The organism is uncultured Propionibacterium sp., from assembly GCF_963539965.1.
Lineage (GTDB): Bacteria > Actinomycetota > Actinomycetes > Propionibacteriales > Propionibacteriaceae > Propionibacterium.
Genome location: NZ_CAUTOU010000016.1, coordinates 1 through 20,172, shown reverse-complemented (window position 1 = coordinate 20,172; position 20,172 = coordinate 1). Strand labels below are relative to the sequence as shown.

Sequence of the window (20,172 nt, the reverse complement as noted above, 5' to 3'; positions counted from 1 at the left end):
ACAGTTCGTGTTCACTCGGCCTGGGCGGCCTCGGTCTGGGCGGCGTCGGCGACCTCGGCGTTCAACCGGCCGGCCTCGGGGTCGGTCTTCTCGGTCTGGACGGCCTTGTCGCCGGACTCGAGGAGCTCCTTCTCCCACTCGGCCATGGGCTCAGCAGGGGCCCCGCTCCGGGTCTGGGCGTCGGAGCGGGCCAGCAGGCCCTCGGCGCAGGCGTCGGCGATGATGCGCGTCAGCAGGGAGACCGAGCGGATGGCGTCGTCGTTGCCCGGGATCGGGTGGTCGACCTCGTCGGGATCGCAGTTGGTGTCGAGGATCGCGACGACGGGGATGCGCAGCTTGCGGGCCTCGTCGATGGCCAGGTGCTCCTTCTTGGTGTCGACGATCCACACGGCCTGGGGCGTCCTGCCCATGTCGCGGATGCCGCCGAGGGACTTGGCCAGCTTGTCCCTCTCGCGGGAGAAGCCGAGGAGCTCCTTCTTGGTGAAGCCGCCGGGCTGAACGGTCTCCAGATCCATGGCCTCGAGCTCCTTCAGACGGGAGATGCGCTTGCTGATGGTCTGGAAGTTGGTGAGCATGCCGCCGAGCCAGCGCTGGTTGACGAAGGGCATGCCGACGCGCAGGGCCTGCTCCTCGACCGACTCCTGGGCCTGCTTCTTGGTGCCGACGAAGAGGATCTGGCCGCCCCTGGCGACGGTCTCCCTGACGAAGGCGTAGGCGCGGTCGATGTAGGCCAGGGACTGACGCAGATCGATGATGTAGATGCCGTTGCGCTCGTTGAAGATGAAGCGCTTCATCTTCGGGTTCCAGCGGCGGGTCTGGTGACCGAAGTGAACGCCGCTCTCGAGCAGTTGGCGAGCAGTGACGACGGCCATTGCCGTCTCCTTTCGTGGTTGTCGGACGCGGTTGCCCGCTTCCCCTGATGCGCTCGTCCCGGTACCCGGGGCCCGTCGCCCCGGGACCACGCCGGAAGCCCACGATCGCGCGATGACGACCGTTTCCGCGCATGCGAAGTCAGTCCGCCGGTGCGGACTGCGCAGATCAGTCTACGTGGCGATGCCCCCTGTGGGAAATTCGGTCCCCGGTACGGGCCCTGCGGGCGAGCGGGGCGGGCTCCCATCCGGCGTCGGAGTTTTCCACAGACTGCTGCGGAGCGGAAAGTCCGACCGCAGGTGCGCACACTCCGGGCATGACGAACGCACCCAGCACGCGCCCGCGGCCGGCCGATGAGCCGGGGCCGCGATCCCACCGTCCCACCGCAACCGTCCGGCCCGGACGTCCACGACGATTCACGGGCCCGGCCCGGGGCGCCGTCGTGCTGGTGCAGTGCGTCCTCATGCTGATCGCGGCCTGCCCCGGCATGGCCCAGGCCGATGGCGCACGTGTGATCCCCATCGACGGCCCCGTGCTGCGGGGCTACGATCCGCCGGCCAGGAAGTGGCAGGCCGGGCACCGGGGTGTCGACCTGGGCGGCATTGACGGCGACGTCGTGCACGCGGCGGCCGACGGCACGATCACCTTCGTCGGGACGATCGACGGCCTGCAGATGATCACGGTCACCCACACCGGCGGCCTGCGCACCACCTACCAGCCGGTGGCCCCCGTCGTCGCGCGGGGCGATCACGTGACGGCGGGCCAGCAGATCGGCACCCTGCTGGAGGGTCACTGCTCCGAGCGGGCCTGCCTGCACCTGGGTCTCAAACGCGGCGACGAGTACCTGGACCCGCTGGCCTGGATCAACGGGGGCAACGGCACCGGCGAGGTGAGTCTGCTGCCCGCCGATGCCTCGATCCACCGGGTGCTGCCGGCCTGGTGGGTGGAGCGCCTCCGTCAGGCGGCGAATACGGGCGGCGGGGCGCCGGGGTGGCCCGCCGACGGGCCCGTCACCTCACCGTTCTCGAATCGGATCAACCCGATCCTCGGCACCTATGAGCTGCACGACGGGCTCGACATCGGAGCCTCGTGCGGCTCGCCGGTAAGGGCGGCATGGTCGGGCACGGTCACCTACGCGGCGCCGATGCAGGGCTTCGGCAACCGCATCGAGGTCGACCACGGCACGATGGAGGGCCGGCACCGCTCCAGTTCCTACAACCACCTCGCCGACGAGAGCATCGGCCTGGTGCGGGTGGGCGACCACGTCGAGGCCGGCCAGGTGATCGCCTACGTCGGCACGACGGGCCTGTCCACCGGCTGCCACCTGCACTTCTCGGTCTACCTGGACGGCTCGGCCGTCGATCCCGCGCCATACCTGCCGTGACCGGGCGTGTCGCCAGAACCCGGGCTCCGCCCGAAGAGGCCCCGAGCGGACCGGGGCACGCGTCCGTCGGCCGCCGGGGCCGGCTCACCGGCCCCGCTGGGACCCGCCCCGAGCGGAGACGGCCGGGTGTACGTCACGTCCGACGGCCACCGGCTGCCGTTCGGCCCGGCCGATGTCCGCGGCCTCGACGAAGCGAGGGAGCACGTCATCGCGGGCAGCACCCGCCACAACGGCAGGCGCACCGGCGGCCACCTGTACGCCACCGTCGAGGCCGAGAGGCGCGAAGGCCAGATCGCCTTCCCGAGGGACTGGGACGCCGACCGCATCATGGCCGTGACCCGGCAGGTGATCGACCGGCCCGAGAAGATCACCACATCCTCCGATACTCGATACAACCTGACCGCTGTCGTCGACGACGTCAGTGTCACCGTGCGACTACGTGTTCCAGATTCAGGGCCAGTCGTCATAACCGTTCATCCCGACCATGGCAGGGGCGTGAAAAGGATTCACAACGGCAAACTCCGGAGCATAGGCTGATTCCATGGACGTGTCCGAGGAACTGCTCGCCTTGGCTGACGCCACCCTGCCCGAGGCGGCCAGCCTGAATGCGGTTGTGCAAGGAGACCTCGCCGATTACGACGACGAGGCGGTGGCCTACGACGCCCTCGGCATGATGATGGACGCCCACGTCACGATCCCGGAAGACCTGCTGCTGCGGGCCCTCGACGAGTACTCCGACTCGTGGACCTTCGTCGAGCTCGCCACCAAGGCCCTCGAACGGCAGCGGCAGACCGCCGCATGACCGTTCGCGGTCGCTGGCGAGCCGATACCGCTCCATGACCGCTCAGCCGGTCCCCGTCGCCCATTCCGGGCCCGGGTCTCCGCTCCGAGATGATCGCAGTGCGCACGACGGGCAGACGCCTCTGATCGCCAACGCGTATCCCCGGCTGTACTCAGGCCCGCGGGTGCGCCTGGCGGAAGGCGGCCCGGAGCCGCTCGTCGCTGATGTGGGTGTAGATCTGCGTGGTCGCCAGCGAGGCGTGCCCGAGCATCTCCTGCACGCTGCGCAGATCGGCCCCGCCCTCCAGCAGATGGGTGGCCATGGCGTGGCGCAGGCCGTGCGGGCCGATGTCGGGGGCCTGCGGGATGGCCCGCAGCGCGGCGTGCACGACGCGGCGTACCACGGCCGGGTCGATCCGCCCGCCCCGCACGCCGAGGAACATCGCGCGCCCCGAGGCGGGCCTCACCCACTGGGGGCGCACCCCGAGCCAGGCGTCGACCGCCCCGATCGCCGGGGCGCCGAGCGGGACGACGCGCTCCTTGTCGCCCTTGCCGAGCACCCGGACCGTGCCCGAGCCGGCGCCGATGTCGCCGATGTCGAGACCGCACAGTTCGCCGACCCGGATGCCGGCCCCGTAGAGCACCTCGAGGATCGCCACGTCACGGGCGCCCTGCGGCCCTCCGGTCTCGGCGGCGGTGGCAGCCGCGGCGTCCATGAGCTCTCGCGCGTCGGCCTGGGTGATCGTCTGCGGCAGCGAGCGCCCGACCTTGGGGGACTTGAGCCCGCTGGCCACGTCGACGGGCACGAACCGGTTGTCCCTGGCCCAGGCGAAGAAGCCCCGGGCGGCGCCGGCGCGTCTGGCCAGCGTGGCGGCCGCCGCCCCGTTGCTCTGCTGCGCGGCGAGCCAGCGCCGCAGATCGGGCAGGCCGACCGCCGACAGATCGGTGCGCCCGCGTGCCGCCAGGAAGACGAGCAGCTCGGTGATGTCGCTCACGTAGGCGCGCACCGTGTGCTCGGAGTACCCGCGTTGCAGACCCAGGTAGTCGCTGTAGCGCGACACGATGGCGCCCCACGGATGCTGGCCGGCCGGCGGACTGCTCACGGTCGTGAGTATAGGTTTGGTCAGTACGGCGCCGCGCGGCGCCAACGCGCGAGGCCATTGACCAGGAGGACCAGATGAAAAGCCCGGCGCAGTGGGCCACCACCGGAAGACTTCTTCGGATCACCCGCTGGGACGAGCCGGTGATGCGCTCGCAGACCCGTCCGGTCTCGGAGTTCGATGGTGAGCTGCACCGGCTGGTCGCCGACATGTTCAGGACGATGGCCGCCGCCGAGGGGGTGGGGCTGGCCGCCCCACAGGTCGATTCGGACCTGTCGGTCTTCGTCTTCAACTGCCCCGGGGCCGACGGGCGCCTAGTCCATGGCGTGGTCTGCAATCCGGTCGTCACCCTGCCGGAGGGCAAGGACCGCCGCCTGGTGAGCGAGCAGGAGGGCTGCCTGTCGTGGCCGGGCGCCTACCAGCAGCTGGCCCGGCCCGACTTCGCGCTCTGCGAGGGCCGGGACGAGAACGGCGACCCGGTGCGCATCGAGGGCACCGGACTGCTGGCGCGCTGCTTGCAGCACGAGACCGACCACCTGCACGGCACCGTCTTCGGCGACCGTCTCTCGAAGCGCTCGCGCCGGCACCTCGATGAGGAGAGGGAGCGGCTCGCCCCGCTCTACCCGGACGACTGGCCGATCCATCCCAAGCGCACGGCGGGCGAGGTCTGAGCGGCAGCGAGCGTTCAAGATCTTCTTCGAAGGAAAATCCGCAGAGAGCACCTCTCCGTGGCATGTATTTTTGACGCGGTTCGGACTTGTACCGACTCGAACGACCCGAAAAGGCGAGTCCCGGACAGTTTTACATAAGGCGAGCCGATGGTCAGCCGGAGTCCGGGGCCCCCGTGGCGGACGCCCCGGCCTGCGGCAGTTTCCTGAGATGATTCCTCAACCGATTAGCGGACACGGTGAACGTAGCGAACGTCATGCCAGCGGAGACAGCTCCTCCTACGACGGGCACCACCTTGCTGGCGCTCTTCGCGAAGCTCTCCTTGGTCACCTTCACGCCGAGGGCCCGCATGATCTTTTTTATCATCGGGTAGAAGGCGGTCTTCATGAGGGCCTGCTTCTGTATGGTCTTCGCGACTCCGGCCTGAGCGGTGGTGGCGGCGAACTTGGCGAGTGCGGTGCCGGCCGTACCGACGCCCTCCGCCACGCCGAGGAGCAGCGCGAGGATCCCCATCGTCGTGTCGTCAACCTCATCACCTGGCTGCAGGAAGGATTCCCAACCATAGGCATAGGCGAGCTTCTGCTCGATCCGGATGATGTGGGCGTAGTACTGCGCCATGTCGGCGGGAATGGTTCCGAGCAGCGCAAAACCCCCGGGGAGCCCCGTAACGAGGGAGATGCCAGCGGCCTTGCCCGTCTCGAACCTGATGGCCTTGGTCGCCAGTCTCTCCACGAGTTCATCAGGGATTCCGGCCGCATGGGGGGATTCGGCCACGGCCCGCTCAACAACATCCGGCGGGCAGTGGAGTTTCAACTCCTTCCTGAGCCAGACGTCACGGTCAACAGCGACTCCGGGTACCCTTACTGCTTGACGGATGAGGGCCTCGATCACCTCCACCGGATCCTTGTGGACGAGAGGATTGTCTTTCGACAGTCTCCCGGAGATGGACTTGACCCGACTTTTCACAAAGTTCTCGGTGGCATCATCGTCGATGCCATCAGAGTTCACCATTCTCATTCCTTTCACGAATTGAACGACTGGTCAGCCGTTCCCCTGTGTCAGGGACGACAAGCGCCGTCGGCGCAGCTGACCGCTGACCTGCCGCTCAGACCGGCCCCGAACCATCAGGGCTCCTCTCGCCGTTCGTCCGCGTGCCCCGGTGCCAGCGTCTCCATCTGCTCGATCACCAGCTCAACGGCGCTCTGCTGCTTGTCCGGCGGGTAGTGGTGGCGGCGCAGCAGCCGCTTGACGCTGGCCCGCAGCTTCGCCTGCGCCTCCGGGCGCCGCGTCCAGTCCGTGCGGGTGTCGCGGCGCATGACCGCGACGAGCTCGCGGGCGATCTGGGCCAGCACGTCGGTGCCCTGGGCGAGCACGGCCGAGTCGTTCTGACTCACCGCGTCATAGAAGGCCAGCTCGTCGTGGCTCAGTGGCGGGTCGAATCTCGTGCCGCGATCGGCCTCGGCCCTGACCTCCTCGGCGAGCCTGCCGAGTTCGTAGATGACGTCGGCGGCGGTGATCTGCTGGTTCGTGTAGCGGATCATGAGTTCGCTGATGCGTTCGCTGAAGGTCTTGCGGCGCACGACGTTGTTCCTCGTCACCGCCTCGGCCTCCTTCACCAGCAGGTCGCGCAGCGCCTCGACCGCCAGATGCGGGTTGGGTCCCTGCTGCATCTGTTCGAGCGTCTGCGCGTCAAGTTCCTGGACCGTCGGCCTCGACAGGCCGGCGGCCTCGTACAGGTCGGTGATGTCGCCGGCCGCCGTGGCCTGGGCCACGGCACCGCGCAGGACGCGCACGATCTCCTCGGGGACGGGCTCTCCGCTCGCATCGCGCTGCCTGGCGTCCAGCTTGGCCATCCACACGCGCACCTCTTCGTAGAAGCGCACCTCGGTGGCGATCTCGGCGAGGTTCTCGGCCCCGCCCGCCAGCGTCCACATGCGGGCCAGCTGGGCGGACAGCGCGCGGAAGCTTTCACCGAGCGTTTGCCTGTCCTGTCCGGCCTGGTTACCGGGGGTGGCCGGGGAGCGCAGGTACTCGACCGTGTCGCTGACGGCCCGCAGGCCCGCGTCCCTCGCGCCGCTGGTCGCCGTGGCGCGCCAGTCGTGGCCGGCCAGCAGCCCGCGCAGGGCCGCGACGAGTTCCCAGGTGACACGAACGGCCTCAGTGGTGTCCCGTCCGACGGGCCGGGTCGTCTGGTCGGTCGCCGTGTACTCGCGCAGGGCCTGGTTGAGGTTCTCGGTGAGCGGCGCGTAGGCGACGAGCAGCCCGTCCCGCTTGCCGCGGAAGGTGCGGTTGACCCGGGCGAGCGTCTGCATGAGCAGGGCGCCCTTGAGGGGCCGGTCGAGGAAGAGGGTGTGCAGGGGCGGGGCGTCGAAGCCGGTGAGCATCATGTCCTTGACGATGACGAGTTCGAGTTCGTCGTCCACGTTCCGGAGCCGGTTCTTGATCGCCTTGTTCTGCGAGTCGCGGCGCACGTGGCCGCGGATCGGTTCGGGGTCGGAGGCGTTGCCCGAGTAGACGACCTTGATGAGGCCCCGGCCGTCCTGTTCGGAGTGCCAATCCGGGCGCAGCTCGATGATCCTGGCGTAGAGCCGCGCGCAGATCTCGCGGGTTGCGCAGACGATGAGGGCCTTGCCGTGCGGCTCCGTGTTCTCGCCGGGCCCGGTGGGGGCGAGGAACTCCGTCATGGTCTCGCGGCGCCGTTCCCACTGCTCGACGATGTCGCGGGCCAGGGCGTCGATGCGTTCCGAGGCGCCGTAGATCGCGTTGAGCGTGGCCACCGTGCGCTCGACGCGTTCGCGGGCCTCGTCGTCGAGCTCGGCGGTCTGCTCGTCGGCGAGTTCGTCGAGCTCCTCCGCACTCATGTCGCCGGCGAGCCGCACCTCAATGAGGCGGGGCTCGAAGTAGACCGGCACGGTGGCGCCGTCGGCGACCGCCCGCGACAGGTCGTAGACGTCGACGTAGTCGCCGAACACCTCGCGGGTGTCGCGGTCGACCTCGCTGATGGGCGTGCCGGTGAACGCGATGAGCGTGGCGTTGGGCAGGGCGTCGCGCAGGTGCCGGGCGTAGCCGTCGAGATCGTCGTAGTGGCTGCGGTGGGCCTCGTCGACGATGACGACGACGTTGCGGCGGTCGGTGAGCAGCGGATGGGTGTCCCCGGCGTCGTGCTCGGCAGCGGTGCGGCTGAACTTCTGCAGGGTCGTGAAGTAGATGCCGCCGCTGGCTCGGCCGGCGAGCTCACTGCGCAGCTGGGAGCGGCGTTTGATCTGCCGGGGCTCGTCGGGCAGCAGCGTGGAGCGGGCGAAGGTGCCGTACAGCTGGCCGTCGAGTTCGTTGCGGTCGGTGATCACCACGATCGTCGGGTTCTGCATGCGCGGGTGCGTGAGGACGAGGTTGGCGTAGAGCTCCATCTCCATCGACTTGCCCGAGCCCTGCGTGTGCCACACGACACCGGCCTTGCCGTTGGCCCCGAGCGCCGCCAGCGTACTGCCGAGTGCCTTGCGCACGGCGAAGTACTGGTGGGGTTTGGCGATGCGCTTGATCAGACCCTCGTCGGTCTCGTCGAAGGCCGTGAAGTTGCGGACGACGTCGAGCAGGCGGGCCGGTTCGAGCAGCCCGTGGGTGAGGTTCTCCAGTTCGAGCAGCTGGTCGCCGTCGGCCGGCCTGGGCGCGCCGTCCTCGTCGACGTTCCACGGGCTGTAGTGGTTGAGCCGGGTGAACGGGGTGCCGTAGCGGGCGCTGATGCCGTCGCTGACGATGGCGGCGATGACGGGACGGAAGGCCGCGGGGAACTCGGCGAGATAGGTACCGAGCTGGGCGTGGGCCTTGGCGATGGTGGCGTTCCGCGTGCCGGCCTGCTTGAGCTCGACGACCACCAGGGGCAGCCCGTTGACGTAGAGCACCACGTCAAGGCGGCGGCTCTGATCGCCCTTGCGCAGCCGCACCTGGTGCACGGCCCGGTAGCGGTTCTGGTCGGGTGCGCCGAGCAGGCGGACGGTGGGGGTCTGTTCGCGGCCGTCGGCGTCCACGTAGCTGAGGCCCCGGTAGCCGTGGACGAGCAGGACGTGGAAGTCCCTGTTCTCGGCCAGTGCGTCCTGCGAGCGAACCCTGACCATGTCGGCGGCCGCCTCGCGCAGGTACTGGTCGGGCACGGAGGGGTTGAGCAGCCGCAGCGCCTCGACGAGGTCCTCGGTCAGCACCAGGTCGCCCAGCGAGGCCCGCTGGGACTCCAGCTCGGCCCCGGTGCCCGGTTCCCAGCCCAGGTCGCCGAGCCAGTCGAGCAGGCTGGCCTCCAGCTGTGCCTCGGTGATCATCACAGCACCTCCGACACCCGTTCCTGGGCGTCCTTGACGCGCAGGGTGCCGTTCATGAGGGCCGGCAGGAGGGCGTCGCGGAGCGAGGCGAGCGTGCGGGACTCGGATCTCGCGAGATCTGCCCTCTTGCCAAGAACACGCAAGCGGTTCTTTCGTTGCTCGTCTATTCCATCTTCCGCAGGAACCGGCATGAGCATAATCTCTTCAGGGCTCACCCTCTGATGACTCCCGGAAGTTCCAGCCGCGCGCTCAGAAAGATAATGCGCCGTAAAATCATCGGCAAGAACTGCCCATAGTGCGGCAACAGGAAGCAGCTTTGACTCAAGCACAATGAATTCCGTGGAAGCCACGGCATTTTTCAAGGGATTCTCGACTCGCCACACTCTAGGAAAACGAGGATTGAGTTTGGAGAGCAGAACACGCCCACACTCGATCCTCAATTTACCGCTTTTCACTCCCGACCCGGGTTCAACAACAGGAAGTCGCCCCTGATCAAATGCAGGAAGTGAGTAGTGAGCAATCACCCCAGAAACCAGCTCAGCCGCACTCACGATTTTTTTTACAGATATGGCAATATCCTTCAGCCTCGCTGTACGAGGCAGATCTGAGACCATAGCAATCATCAAGGACTCTGAAATCGATGCGATTTTCCTATTGATCTCAATTTTGTCATCCAGAGCCCCCAGCACCTCCGCGATCGCTTGCTGCTCGCATAGCGGAGGAACCTTCAGCTGGATAGCATTCATTGACACCTGTGACAACTTCGGCTGCGCAGAACCCGATAGATAACCACTGATGTCAACGCAGGCAAGCGCATAGTTGAGATACCGAGTATCAGCAACGCCCTCCCTACCCCGGAGCACATGAGCATGATTGTTCACCCAGAATTTCCCGGATGCAAGGAATGCTATCGGCAGAGCCCGAGTCCGAAGATTCTCACCGTCCTCCGCGAGAAGAAGATGATCACCTTCGAAGAGATAATCAGCCACATGGTCCACGACTCCCGATGCTCCGTAGTATGGATACGGACCAGCTTCTCTGTTAGCGCTGGCAACAGGAACTCGACGAGAATCCAGGTTCTCGACCAAATCGCCGAGGTGCTTCGTCTCGAGCCTCATCCGAGCCTCCCCAGCTGCTCGCGCACAACCTGCTGCAGTCTCTCCGACTCGGCGAACTGCTTCTCCAGTTCTGCCGTGAGGCGGGCGATCTTCTCGTCGAGGGGCACGCCGTCGTCCTCGGGCTCGGGCATGCCGACGTAGCGGCCCGGGGTCAGCGCGTAGCCCGCCTGCTTGATCTCGGCGAGGGGCACCGACTTGCAGAACCCCGGGACGTCCTCGTACTCACCCAGGTCGCCTGCCGATCCGGGGGACGCGGGCGCGCCATCACCCTCCGGGTCTCCGGTGGGGCTGAGGTCCTTGGTGCCGAGCGGCAGGCGGTCCATGCCGCGCCAGGCGTGGTAGGTGTCGGCGATCCGCTGGATGTCGGCGTCGCTGAAGGCCCGCTCGGCGCGGCTCACCATGTGCCCCAGGCTGCGGGCGTCGATGAAGAGCACCTGCCCCGTGCGATCGGTCCGGCCGCCCGGGCCGGTGGTCTTGTCCTTGGCGAAGAACCACAGGCACACCGGGATGCCGGTCGACCTGAACAGCTTCTCGGGCAGGGCCACCATGGCCGTGACGAGGTCGTTCTCGACGATGTTGGCGCGGATCTCGCCCTCGCCGCCGATGTTCGACGTCATCGAGCCGTTGGCCATGACGACACCGGCCGAGCCCCCCGGGGCCAGCTTGGACAGGATGTGCTGGATCCAGCCGTAGTTGGCATTGCCCGCTGGCGGCACGCCGTAGGCCCAGCGGGCGTCACCCTCGATGCGGTTCCAGTCGGAGATGTTGAACGGCGGGTTCGCCATGATGAAGTCCATCTGCTCGCCCGCGTGGTAGTCGAGCGAGAAGGTGTCGCCCCAGCGCGTCCCGAGATTGCCGGTGAGCCCGTGAATGGCCAGGTTCATCTTGGCCATCCGCCACGTCGCCTCGTTGAGCTCCTGCCCGTAGACCGACAGGTCCGAGGCGTCGGAGTGGTGCGCGGCGAGGAACTTCTCGGCCTGCACGAACATGCCGCCCGAGCCGCAGCAGGGATCGTAGACGCGCCCGTGGCTGGGCTGCAGCACCTCGACGATCGTCCGCACGACGCTGGCCGGCGTGTAAAATTCGCCGCCCCGCTTGCCCTCGGACGAGGCGAACTGGCCCAGGAAGTACTCGTAGACCTCGCCCAGCAGGTCGCGGGCCTTCGTGGAGCCCTCCCCCACGAACTGCAGCGAGTTGAGCAGGTCGAGCAACTCGCCCAGGCGCTGCTGGTCGACGTTCTCTCGATTGAACAGGCGCGGCAACGTGCCCTCGAGAGACTCGTTGTCCGCCATGAGCAGGTCCATCGCCTCCGTGATCCGCTGGCCGATGGTCTGGGTGTCCTGCACCTTGGCTAGTCCCACGAGATGCTCCCACCTGGCCTCGGGGTGCACCCAGAAGACGCCGTTGCCGAGGTACTCGTCGGGGTCGTCCTGGGACTCCTCGATCGCCTCCTCGTCGGAGCCCCAGGCCCTCAGCTCCTCGGCGATCTGGCGGCGCCGCTCGTCGAAGGCGTCCGAAACGTACTTGAGGAAGATGAGGCCCAGGACGACGTCCTTGTACTGCGAGGAGTCGAGCGAGCCCCGGAGCTTGTCCGCCGCCTTCCACAGCGTGTTCTTCAGGTCCTTCATGGACGTGGGCACCAGGGCCTCGGTCGTCGTCTTCCTGCGCGCCATCAGCGGCCCTCCTCGTTGTTCCTGTCGTCGTCGCGAGCCCGTCCGATGGCGACCGCCCCGGACGACACCGAGTCGGTCACCAGGGCGCGGAGCTCGTCGACCTGGGCGCCCCACTGCCCGATCCGGTCCCGCCAGCCCTCCAAGTGCGTCAGGAATCCCTCGGGGTCCCCGGCACCGACGGCCCGTACCGGCACGAGCCAGCCGCGCCAGGCCCTGTCCTCCCTGCCCCGGGCGTTGATCGCCGCGGCGAGGGACGACGCCGACAGCCGGTTCTCGTCGACCACCCGCAGCACCCTGGCCGGGAAGGCGACGATGGCACCGCCGCTGCGGTCGACGACGGCAGCCGGTCGTGGCCTCACGGTGAAGACGACATCGCCCGGCCTGGTCAGCTCGTGGTCGGGCACCGCCCTGGTGACTGCGAGCCGGTCGACGCGCGAGGGCGTTCCGGCGGCGACGTCCGCGGCCCTCCACCGCTTCAGTTCACCCGAGGTCAGTTCGGGAAGACGACGCCCCTTGACCAGTCTCAACAGCGCCTCGTCCCCGCGGCGTTCGAGGGCGGCGCCGAGCGCGATGCGCTCCGTCCTGAGCGCGTCATCGTCCGTGGCGACCGCCTCGAAACCCTGCCCGAAGGGCGGCAGCACCCGGGCGAGCGAGTCGTAGAGCTGCTGTATCCGTGCGGCGTCCTGTCTCGGCGTGGCCCCGATGACCGGAACGGTGACGCGCTCCGGCGTGACGAGCGGGCCGCCTTCGGCGACCAGCTGCGCCTGGGCGACGGATCGCAGCATCGAGAACACGTGCGAACCTGAGTCGACGGCGGCGAGCAGATCGCCGAGCAGTTCCTGCCGGGCCGGCCCGTCGAGCCGCCGCCCGGACAGGTCGCCGACCCGGACGGCGCCACGCCCGCCTCGGCGGGCAGTCCCCTGCACCAGCCACAGGGCCATGCGCTCACGGCTGCCCCCGCGGATCACGCCCGTGGGGAGCTGAACGATGGCACGGACGACCCCCGAGCGCAGAAGCTCGTCGCGGACGGTCCCAGCCTTGCCGGCGAGCGGGTCGACCAGCAGGGCAGACGGGCCGAGGGCGAGCAGGCTCACCCCCTCGCCCAGCTGGAGAGTGGCCCCGTCGAGCAGGTCGAGGCTCCCCTGCGAGGCATCGGGCAGCCGGACCAGGACGACCGATCCCGGAGGCGGTGCCCAGTCGTCGTCGAACCGGGCCACCCGAGGGCTCAGCCCATGGACGGCGAGCCGCCTGCGCACCGGGCGGAGCGCGCCGGGATCGTCGGTGGCGAGCAGCAGCTCGGGCATCTCGTGGTGCTCGTCCGCCGTGAGCCCGACCACGATATCGGGGCAGGCGCCCCGCACGTCGACGAGCAGGCCCGTGTCGTCCAGCATGGCGCGGGTGACGGCGGTGAGCAGATGCACCAGTGGTTCGGCCAGCTGCACGGCCGCCGCGCGAGCGAGGTGCTGTTCGTCGAGCCGTTCGTAGGCTGCGGCGTCGTTCCAGGCGGCGTCGGCTATGGCATCGGACTGAGCGGCGCGCCCCGGGGTCCAGGCCAGCTCGGTCTCGCTCAGCAGCCACTCGTCGTCAGGGTCGAGTTCCTCCACCCGGTCGAGCAGTTCGTCGCGGTCGAGACCGGCCAGATTCTCATCGACGACGGCACGGGTGGCGAGCAGCGTGAGCACCGCCTCGAGTTCCCCGATCGGGGTGCCGGGAGTGATCGTCGTGTACAGGGCCAGCTCGGCACGGGCATCGGGGTTGTTGCCCCGGCCGGTCCGCTCCAGCCAGTCGACGACCTCGTCGGCGTCGACCCGGCCCTCGGCGTTCTGCTCGGGGAAGTGCAGACCGCCCACGGGGCGCTTGAGCCACATCGTCACGACGGGCCGCTCGACGCGCGCAAGCCGGGCCACATCGCCCAACGACAGGTCGTTCATCGCTCCTCCTCGACGCGGCTGTCTCCAACGGCCTCAGCCTAGGCCGGAGAATCCATCCAACCCCTTCAATCACTGATAAGGGTCCTTATCAGTTTTCTCCATTGCAGGCCGACAGGAGCCCGGACGACAGTTGTGCCACCGCCGGCCAGCACGCGGCCGGCACGGATCGTTCCGACCAAGGGAGTCACCATGATGAAGAAGATCGCAGCTCTCGGCCTGGGCATCGCCGCGCTGGCCATGACGGCCTGCGGTGTCCCCGCGAGTCATTCGGACAGCGCGCCGACCGGGGTCAACGCCGGCTCGGCGAGCCGGTCCACGCAGTCATCCGGCGCCAGCGCCCAGGGCAGCGACGCCACCTTCGGCACCGCCTACACCTGGGGCGACGGCCTGTCCCTCGAGGTGAGCGCGCCGGAGGCCTACACGCCTGGCGAGTACGCCGCAGGAACGGACGCCTACAGCCAGTTCGTCGTGTTCACGATGCGCATCGTCAACAACACCGGCCAGACCTGGGACCCCGCGCTGTTCACCGCCAGCCTGCAGTCCGGGAACCGGGAGGGCAGCCGCGTGTACGACTCGGGCCAGCTGCCCGACACGCCCACGACCTCTCTGCTGGACGGCCGGGAGGCCCAGTTCCAGATGGCCTTCGGCGTGGCGGACCCGGCAGACCTCGTTCTGGAGATCTCACCCGACTTCACGCATGACAACGTCATCTTCCACAGCTGAACGCCCGACCCGCCGCGTCCTGCACGGGGCCCTCCTCGCGCAGGACGTAGCAGGCCACGGCCGCCGCCGCGGCCACGTTGAGGGAGTCGATGCCGCGGGCCATCGGAATCCTCACGACGACGTCGGCCTGGGCCAGCCAGTGCGAGCTCAGCCCGCCGCCCTCCGTGCCCATGAGCAGGGCCACCTTGCGGGGCCTGCGGGCCAGGTCCGCGGCGAACTCGTCGAGCACCGCGCCGTCCTCGCGCAGGGCCATCGCCGCCACCGTGAAACCCGCCCGCCTGAGGGCCTCCAGTCCGCCGGCCCAGTCGTCCATGCGCGCCCATGGCAGAACGAAGACCGCGCCCATGCTCGTCTTGATCGCCCGCCGGTACAGCGGGTCGGCGGCCCGCGGGGCCAGCAGCACTCCGCCCCAGCCGAGGGCGGCGGCGCAGCGGATGATCGCGCCGACGTTCGTGTGGTCGACGATGTCCTCGGCCACCACCAGGCGCCGGGCGCCCAGCAGGTCGTCCGCGCTCCAGCGGGCGGCGCGCTTCATCGAGGCCAGCGCTCCGCGGTGCACGTGGAAACCGGTGACCCGTTCGGCCAGCGCCTCGTCCACCACGTAGACGGGCACGTCGAACCGGTCGAGGATCCCGCGCAGACCCGTTATCCAGCGCTCGGCCAGCAGGAACGAGCGCGGCTCGTAACCGGCCTCGCAGGCCCGCCGGATCACCTTGGCGCCCTCGGCGATGAACAGTCCCCGCTCCGCCTCCAGCGACTTGCGCAGCGAGACGTCGCGCAGCCGCACGTAGTCGCCCAGGCGCTCGTCGACGGGATCGGTGATCCGGATGAAGATGGCCACGGCGCAAGGCTATAGCGCCCCGCGCGGGCCGGCCGCCCGATCCTAGACTGGCCGGGTGAGGACGCAGACTCCCCCGCGCGAGCGCAGACCCTGGTACCGGCGGATCCGCATCGACCGGTTCGTGACCGCCATCGTCGTCTCGGCCGTCGTCGCCACCCTGCTGCCGGCCACCGGCGGGGCCAACCACGTGCTCGACCGGGCCGTCAAGGTGCTCATCTTCGTGCTCTTCTACCTGTACGGCGTGCGCCTGGCCCCGCGCGAGGCGCTCGCCGGCCTAACGCACTGGCGCCTGCACGTGACGATCCTGACCTTCACCTATGTCGTCTTCCCCATCATCGCTCTGGCACTGCGCCCCTTGTCGGGGCGCTATCTGAGTCCCGAGCTGTACCTGGGCGTGCTGTGGCTGTCGATCCTGCCGTCCACGGTGCAGAGCTCCATCAACTTCACCTCGATCGCCGACGGCAATGTGGCCGGGGCGATCGTCTCGGCATCGGTCTCGAACATCCTGGGCGTCTTCTTCACCCCCCTGCTGGCCATGGTCGTCATGAGCACCGGTGGCCTGGTCATCGAGCCGAGCTCGATCCTCGACCTGGCCGTGCAGCTGCTGCTGCCGTTCATCCTGGGCCAGCTCACCAGGCGCTGGACGGCGGGCTTCGTCAGGGCCCACCCGCGCCTGAGGCTCGTCGACCAGATCAGCATCGTCTGCGTCGTCTACAGCGCCTTCTCCGACGGCGTCAACGAGGGCGTCTGGCGCACGGTCGGCGCGTTCGACATCGTCAGGCTGCTGCCGGTGCTGTTCGCCGTCTTGGCGCTCATGCTGGCCGTCACCTGGTGGGCGCCCGACCGGCTCGGCTTCGGACGCCGCGACCAGATCGCCATCCAGTTCTGCGGGACGAAGAAGTCACTGGCCACCGGAGCCCCGATGGCCTCGGTGCTGTTCAGCGCCGCCCAGGTTCCGCTGCTCGTCCTGCCGCTGATGATCTTCCACATGGCGCAGCTGATCGCCTGCGGCGTCATCGCCGGGCGCTACCGGGCCAGGCCGGCCGCCTGGCACGAGCGGGGCGGGCGCCTGAGCGCCGGGGAGGACTCCTCTGGCTGAGCGGACGCACGTCCGGCCGTTCTCCTGTTCGCCCTGCGGCTCTCGCGGTGGGGCCGCCCGTCAAGGACGGTGGCGAGCCGCGCACCCATCTGATCGCCCTGCGGTTGTTGTGCAAGGACGCACAAGCAGCGCAGGGTCAAGAGGCCGGGTGGGCGTGGTCGGTGGATGACCCTGCGTTCTTCGTGCAAAGACGCACAGGAAGCGCAGGACGAACGTGAGGCGCAGGGCGACGCGGCGCCGTCCTCAGCCGGCCGCCTTGGCGGTCCAGCGCCCGTCGGAGGCCTGCTCGATGCGCAGCGGCATGCCGAAGACGGCGGACATGTTCTCGTCGGTGAGCACCTCACCGATCGGGCCGCAGGCCGCCGCCCTGCCACCGGACAGCAGCAGGGCGTGCGTGATGCCGGCGGGGATCTCCTCGACGTGGTGGGTGACGAGCACCGTCGTCGGCGCGTACGGGCTGGCGCACAGCTGGGCCAGTGTGCTCACCAGGCGCTCCCGGCCCCCCAGGTCGAGGCCGGCGCCGGGCTCGTCGAGCAGGAGCAGCTCGGGATCGGTCATCATGGCACGGGCGATCTCGACGCGCTTGCGCTCGCCCTCGCTCAGGGTGCCGTAGGCGCGCTCGGCGAGCTCGGCCACCCCGAAGTAGTCCATGAGCCGACCGGCGCGCTCGAAGTCCATCTCGTCGTAGTGCTCGCGCCAGCGCCCGTTGACGGCGTAGCTGGCCGAGACGACGACGTCGCGCACCTTCTCGCGGTCGGGGATGCGGCGGGCCATCGAGACGCTCGCCAGGCCGATGCGGGGCCGCAGCTCGAAGACGTTCACGGCGCCGAGCACCTCGCCGAGGATGCCGACGACGCCCTTGGTGGGGTACAGATTGGTCGCCAGGATCGACAGCAGGGTGGTCTTGCCGGCGCCGTTCGGCCCGATGACGACCCAGCGCTGGCCCTCGTCGATCGCCAGGTTCACGTCGTCGAGCAGCACACTGGTTCCACGTCGCACGCTGACACCCGCAAGTTCCGCAACCGAGACCATACCCAGACTTTACAAGCTCGCCCGCCGCGTTCGCCCGCAACGCAACCGCTTAGCCGGACGGGAGAACCGTGATTAGCCTGGGCGCCGTGTCCGATCCTGTCATCGAGTGCCTGAGGCTGGTCAGCCTGCTCAACGCCATGGGCGTCGGCGCTCTCGATGCGCCCCGCGCCGAGTACATGCTGCGCATCAGCGACACCGGTGAACCGGACCGCCCCCACCACGTCGCCGACCCCGAGTCGGCCCTGGGGCTGGACGGCTACGGCGCCCTTCCCGTACGCTTGGCCCTGGCCCGTGTCGCCGACCAGATGCGCGGCTCGCTGTGGATGCTGGCCGTCGTCCGCCCGGGCGACCTGGGCGGACTGCGCGGCCCCGCCCCGACGAACGAGCAGGCGCTGGCCTGCGGCGCCGTCGTCGTCAACCACGGGGGCGGGGTGGCCTGGCTGCCCCACCCGGTCGGACCGGCCATGCAGTGGCAGCTGGCCCGCGCGGAGCGCCCGCTGCCCCCGCCCGCGCCGCCCGAGACGGCGATGGCGCTCAACGAGCAGATCCTGGAGTCGGCCCGCGAGCTGGCCGGCCTCGACGCGGCGGCCGGGCGGCGCCCCGAAGACGCCGCCTCGGTGGTCCTGGGCAGGGCCTACCCGGTGCGCAACCAGCAGCTGCTCGACAAGGCCCTGCTGTGGCGCGAGGCGTGCGCCGCCGGGCTGGCCGTCGAGGACGCGCTGCTCCACTCGCACGCCCAACTGACCCGTTTCGCGCATCTGCGCAGGCTGGACACCCTGTGCCGCCAGGCGATCGGCGCGGCCGCCAGCTGGCCGGACATGCGACCGGCCGAGGCGCGCGCCTGAGAACCGCCCGGGGCGCGGACGGGCCCCGGGCCGGGGACGCCCGCGTGTCAGGCGCCGGTCGAGAACAGGCCGCCGTCGGCGTGGATGACCTCGCCGGTGGTGGCGGCGAACAGGTCGCTGAACAGGGCGCAGATCACGGTGCCCACCGGGGTGGCGTCCTGGGCGTCCCAGCCGAGCGGGGCGCGTTCGTCCCAGACGCCGTTGAGCGAGGCCGAGCCGGGGATGGCCTTCTTCGCCAGCGAGTCGATCGGACCGGCCGAGACCAGGTTGGCCCGGATGCCGTCGGGCCCGAGGTAGCGGGCCAGGTAGCGGTTGGCGGACTCCAGACCGGCCTTGGCGACCCCCATCCAGTCGTAGGACGGCCAGCTGATCGTGGCGTCGAAGGTGAGACCGACGACCGAGGAGCCGGGGCCCATCATGCCCCTCAGCGCCACGGCGAGGGCCGGGTAGGAGTAGGTCGAGGTGTGCAGGGCGGTTGCCACGTCGTCCCAGCCGGTCGACAGGAAGCCGCCCCCCAGGGCCGTTTCGGGGTTGGCGAAGGCGATGGAGTGCAGCACGCCGTCGACGCGCTCGAAGCCGTTCTCCCTCAGGGCCCCGGGCAGGGCGGCCAGGCTCTCGGTGCTGGTGGCGTCCAGCTCGATGACCGGCGGCACCGGATCGAGCTTGCCGCAGACGCGCCTGCACAGGCCGAGCGCGCGGCCGAAGCCGGTGACGACGACCTCGGCGCCCTCGCGCTGAGCGACCTCGGCGGCTCTGTAGGCGATGGAGGTGTTCATCGTGATGCCCGTGATGAGGATCTTCTTGCCCTCGAGGATGCCCATGTGTTCTGGTCCTTTCGTTCTCGGTGAAGACTAGCGCCCCATGCCGAGGCCGCCGTCGACGGGCAGCACGGTGCCGGTGATGTAGCCGGCCCCGTCCGAGCACAGGAAGCGCACTGCGGCGGCGATGTCCCCGACCTCGGCGGCCCGCCGCAGCGGGATGTGCTTGAGGTACTCGGCCCGGACGTTCTCGGGCAGCTCGTCGGTCATGTCGGTGCGGACGAAGCCGGGCGCCACCACATTGCAGGTGATGCCGCGGCTGCCGAGCTCGCCGGCGATGGAACGGGCCATGCCGATGAGGCCCGCCTTGCTGGCCGCGTAGTTCGCCTGGCCGGGCGTGCCGACGTAGGCGGACACGGAGCCGACGAGCACGATGCGGCCGAAGCGGGCGCGCGTCATGGGGCGCACGGCGCGACGCACGGTGCGGAAGGCGCCCGACAGGTTCGTGTCGATGACCTCGCCCCAGGCCTCGTCCTTCATCGCGGCCATCAGACCGTCGCGGGTGATACCGGCATTGGCGACGAGGACCTCGACGGGGCCGAGCCCGTCCTCGACCCTCTTGTAGGCGGCGTCGACCCGGGCGGGGTCGGTGATGTCGGCCGCGATGCCCAGCACGCCCTCCGGGGCGGCGCCGCTGCGGCTCGTCCCCGCGACGCGGTAGCCCGCCTTGACGAGATCGGCGGCAATGGCTGCGCCGATGCCGCGGCTTGTTCCGGTGACGAGGGCCACGCGCCCGTTCTGTTCATTGCTCACCCGTTCACGCTATCGGTTCGCGCCCCGCGCGGAACGGCGGACACAGCGGGGCAGGATGAAGACATGGATCCTGGACTGCGCAACAGGGCGCTCACCGTCACGGCCACCGGCGGCGGCCTCGGCAGCGCACCGATCGCGGAGCGCCTGGCTGCGCTGGAGCGGGCCGCCGGCCTGCTCGCCTGCCCGGTCTGCGCGCGCAGGGGGACCGCCGACGCGCCGCTGGTCC

General features: G+C 69.4%; 18 protein-coding genes. 7 read left to right on the top strand and 11 right to left on the bottom strand.

Annotated elements, in window-relative coordinates:
• Window positions 1–11: 11 nt before the first annotated feature.
• Window positions 12–872 carry a 30S ribosomal protein S2 gene (gene rpsB, locus R2N01_RS04660; protein ID WP_316668935.1) on the bottom strand — a complete coding sequence of 287 codons (861 nt, stop codon included), beginning with the start codon at window positions 870–872 and terminating at the stop codon, window positions 12–14.
• A gap of 314 nt (window positions 873–1,186) precedes the next feature.
• Between rpsB and R2N01_RS04655 the strand changes: the two genes are divergently transcribed.
• From R2N01_RS04655 to R2N01_RS04645, 3 genes are all read left to right on the top strand, one after another.
• Window positions 1,187–2,254 carry a peptidoglycan DD-metalloendopeptidase family protein gene (locus R2N01_RS04655; protein ID WP_316668933.1) on the top strand — a complete coding sequence of 356 codons (1,068 nt, stop codon included), beginning with the start codon at window positions 1,187–1,189 and terminating at the stop codon, window positions 2,252–2,254.
• A gap of 126 nt (window positions 2,255–2,380) precedes the next feature.
• Complete coding sequence (locus tag R2N01_RS04650; RefSeq protein ID WP_316668931.1) at window positions 2,381–2,791, top strand: EndoU domain-containing protein; 411 nt, start codon at window positions 2,381–2,383, stop codon at window positions 2,789–2,791.
• 4 nt (window positions 2,792–2,795) lie between these two features.
• A complete protein-coding gene (locus R2N01_RS04645; RefSeq protein ID WP_316668927.1) occupies window positions 2,796–3,056 on the top strand; it encodes a hypothetical protein in 261 nt (86 codons plus the stop codon).
• A 151-nt stretch (window positions 3,057–3,207) separates the two neighbouring features.
• On the opposite strand, the gene R2N01_RS04640 is transcribed toward R2N01_RS04645, so the two are convergent.
• The gene (locus tag R2N01_RS04640; RefSeq protein WP_399553235.1) at window positions 3,208–4,161 is read right to left on the bottom strand and encodes a tyrosine recombinase XerC; all 954 of its coding nucleotides are present in this window, start codon (window positions 4,159–4,161) and stop codon (window positions 3,208–3,210) included.
• A gap of 50 nt (window positions 4,162–4,211) precedes the next feature.
• On the opposite strand from R2N01_RS04640, the gene def reads away from it, so the two are divergent.
• On the top strand, window positions 4,212–4,805 hold the full coding sequence (gene def, locus R2N01_RS04635; RefSeq protein WP_316668923.1) for a peptide deformylase: 594 nt from the start codon (window positions 4,212–4,214) through the stop codon (window positions 4,803–4,805).
• Between the two features lie 151 nt (window positions 4,806–4,956).
• Here def and R2N01_RS04630 read toward each other — a convergent pair whose 3' ends face one another.
• From R2N01_RS04630 to R2N01_RS04610, 5 genes are all read right to left on the bottom strand, one after another.
• Window positions 4,957–5,814: a hypothetical protein gene (locus R2N01_RS04630; RefSeq protein ID WP_316668921.1), complete on the bottom strand. Its 858-nt coding sequence runs from the start codon at window positions 5,812–5,814 to the stop codon at window positions 4,957–4,959.
• A gap of 113 nt (window positions 5,815–5,927) precedes the next feature.
• On the bottom strand, window positions 5,928–9,113 hold the full coding sequence (locus R2N01_RS04625) for a type I restriction endonuclease subunit R (RefSeq protein ID WP_316668919.1): 3,186 nt from the start codon (window positions 9,111–9,113) through the stop codon (window positions 5,928–5,930).
• Entirely contained in the window at window positions 9,113–10,231 is a 1,119-nt protein-coding gene (locus tag R2N01_RS04620) for a restriction endonuclease subunit S (RefSeq protein ID WP_316668917.1), read from the bottom strand. The genes R2N01_RS04625 and R2N01_RS04620 overlap by 1 nt, the downstream gene beginning before the upstream one ends.
• Entirely contained in the window at window positions 10,228–11,904 is a 1,677-nt protein-coding gene (locus tag R2N01_RS04615; protein ID WP_316668916.1) for a class I SAM-dependent DNA methyltransferase, read from the bottom strand. The genes R2N01_RS04620 and R2N01_RS04615 overlap by 4 nt, the downstream gene beginning before the upstream one ends.
• Window positions 11,904–13,835 carry a hypothetical protein gene (locus R2N01_RS04610; protein ID WP_316668914.1) on the bottom strand — a complete coding sequence of 644 codons (1,932 nt, stop codon included), beginning with the start codon at window positions 13,833–13,835 and terminating at the stop codon, window positions 11,904–11,906. Before R2N01_RS04610 ends, R2N01_RS04615 begins: the two co-directional genes overlap by 1 nt.
• A 189-nt stretch (window positions 13,836–14,024) precedes the next feature.
• On the opposite strand from R2N01_RS04610, the gene R2N01_RS04605 reads away from it, so the two are divergent.
• On the top strand, window positions 14,025–14,558 hold the full coding sequence (locus R2N01_RS04605) for a hypothetical protein (RefSeq protein ID WP_316668912.1): 534 nt from the start codon (window positions 14,025–14,027) through the stop codon (window positions 14,556–14,558).
• Here the strand turns inward: R2N01_RS04605 and R2N01_RS04600 are convergent.
• A complete protein-coding gene (locus tag R2N01_RS04600; RefSeq protein ID WP_316668910.1) occupies window positions 14,542–15,399 on the bottom strand; it encodes an RNA methyltransferase in 858 nt (285 codons plus the stop codon). The genes R2N01_RS04605 and R2N01_RS04600 overlap by 17 nt on opposite strands.
• A gap of 55 nt (window positions 15,400–15,454) precedes the next feature.
• Between R2N01_RS04600 and R2N01_RS04595 the strand changes: the two genes are divergently transcribed.
• A complete protein-coding gene (locus R2N01_RS04595; RefSeq protein WP_316668909.1) occupies window positions 15,455–16,498 on the top strand; it encodes a bile acid:sodium symporter family protein in 1,044 nt (347 codons plus the stop codon).
• A gap of 243 nt (window positions 16,499–16,741) precedes the next feature.
• Here R2N01_RS04595 and R2N01_RS04590 read toward each other — a convergent pair whose 3' ends face one another.
• Window positions 16,742–17,530, bottom strand: coding sequence for an ABC transporter ATP-binding protein (locus tag R2N01_RS04590; protein WP_316668907.1), 789 nt, complete (start codon window positions 17,528–17,530; stop codon window positions 16,742–16,744).
• 86 nt (window positions 17,531–17,616) lie between these two features.
• Here R2N01_RS04590 and R2N01_RS04585 point away from each other — a divergent pair, with 86 nt between their 5' ends.
• A complete protein-coding gene (locus tag R2N01_RS04585; protein WP_316668905.1) occupies window positions 17,617–18,375 on the top strand; it encodes a hypothetical protein in 759 nt (252 codons plus the stop codon).
• A 47-nt stretch (window positions 18,376–18,422) separates the two neighbouring features.
• On the opposite strand, the gene fabI is transcribed toward R2N01_RS04585, so the two are convergent.
• Both fabI and fabG read right to left on the bottom strand, forming a co-directional pair.
• Window positions 18,423–19,196, bottom strand: a complete 774-nt coding sequence (gene fabI, locus R2N01_RS04580; RefSeq protein WP_316668902.1) for an enoyl-ACP reductase FabI — start codon at window positions 19,194–19,196, stop codon at window positions 18,423–18,425.
• A 30-nt stretch (window positions 19,197–19,226) separates the two neighbouring features.
• The gene (gene fabG, locus R2N01_RS04575) at window positions 19,227–19,946 is read right to left on the bottom strand and encodes a 3-oxoacyl-ACP reductase FabG (RefSeq protein WP_316668901.1); all 720 of its coding nucleotides are present in this window, start codon (window positions 19,944–19,946) and stop codon (window positions 19,227–19,229) included.
• Window positions 19,947–20,172 lie beyond the last annotated feature (226 nt).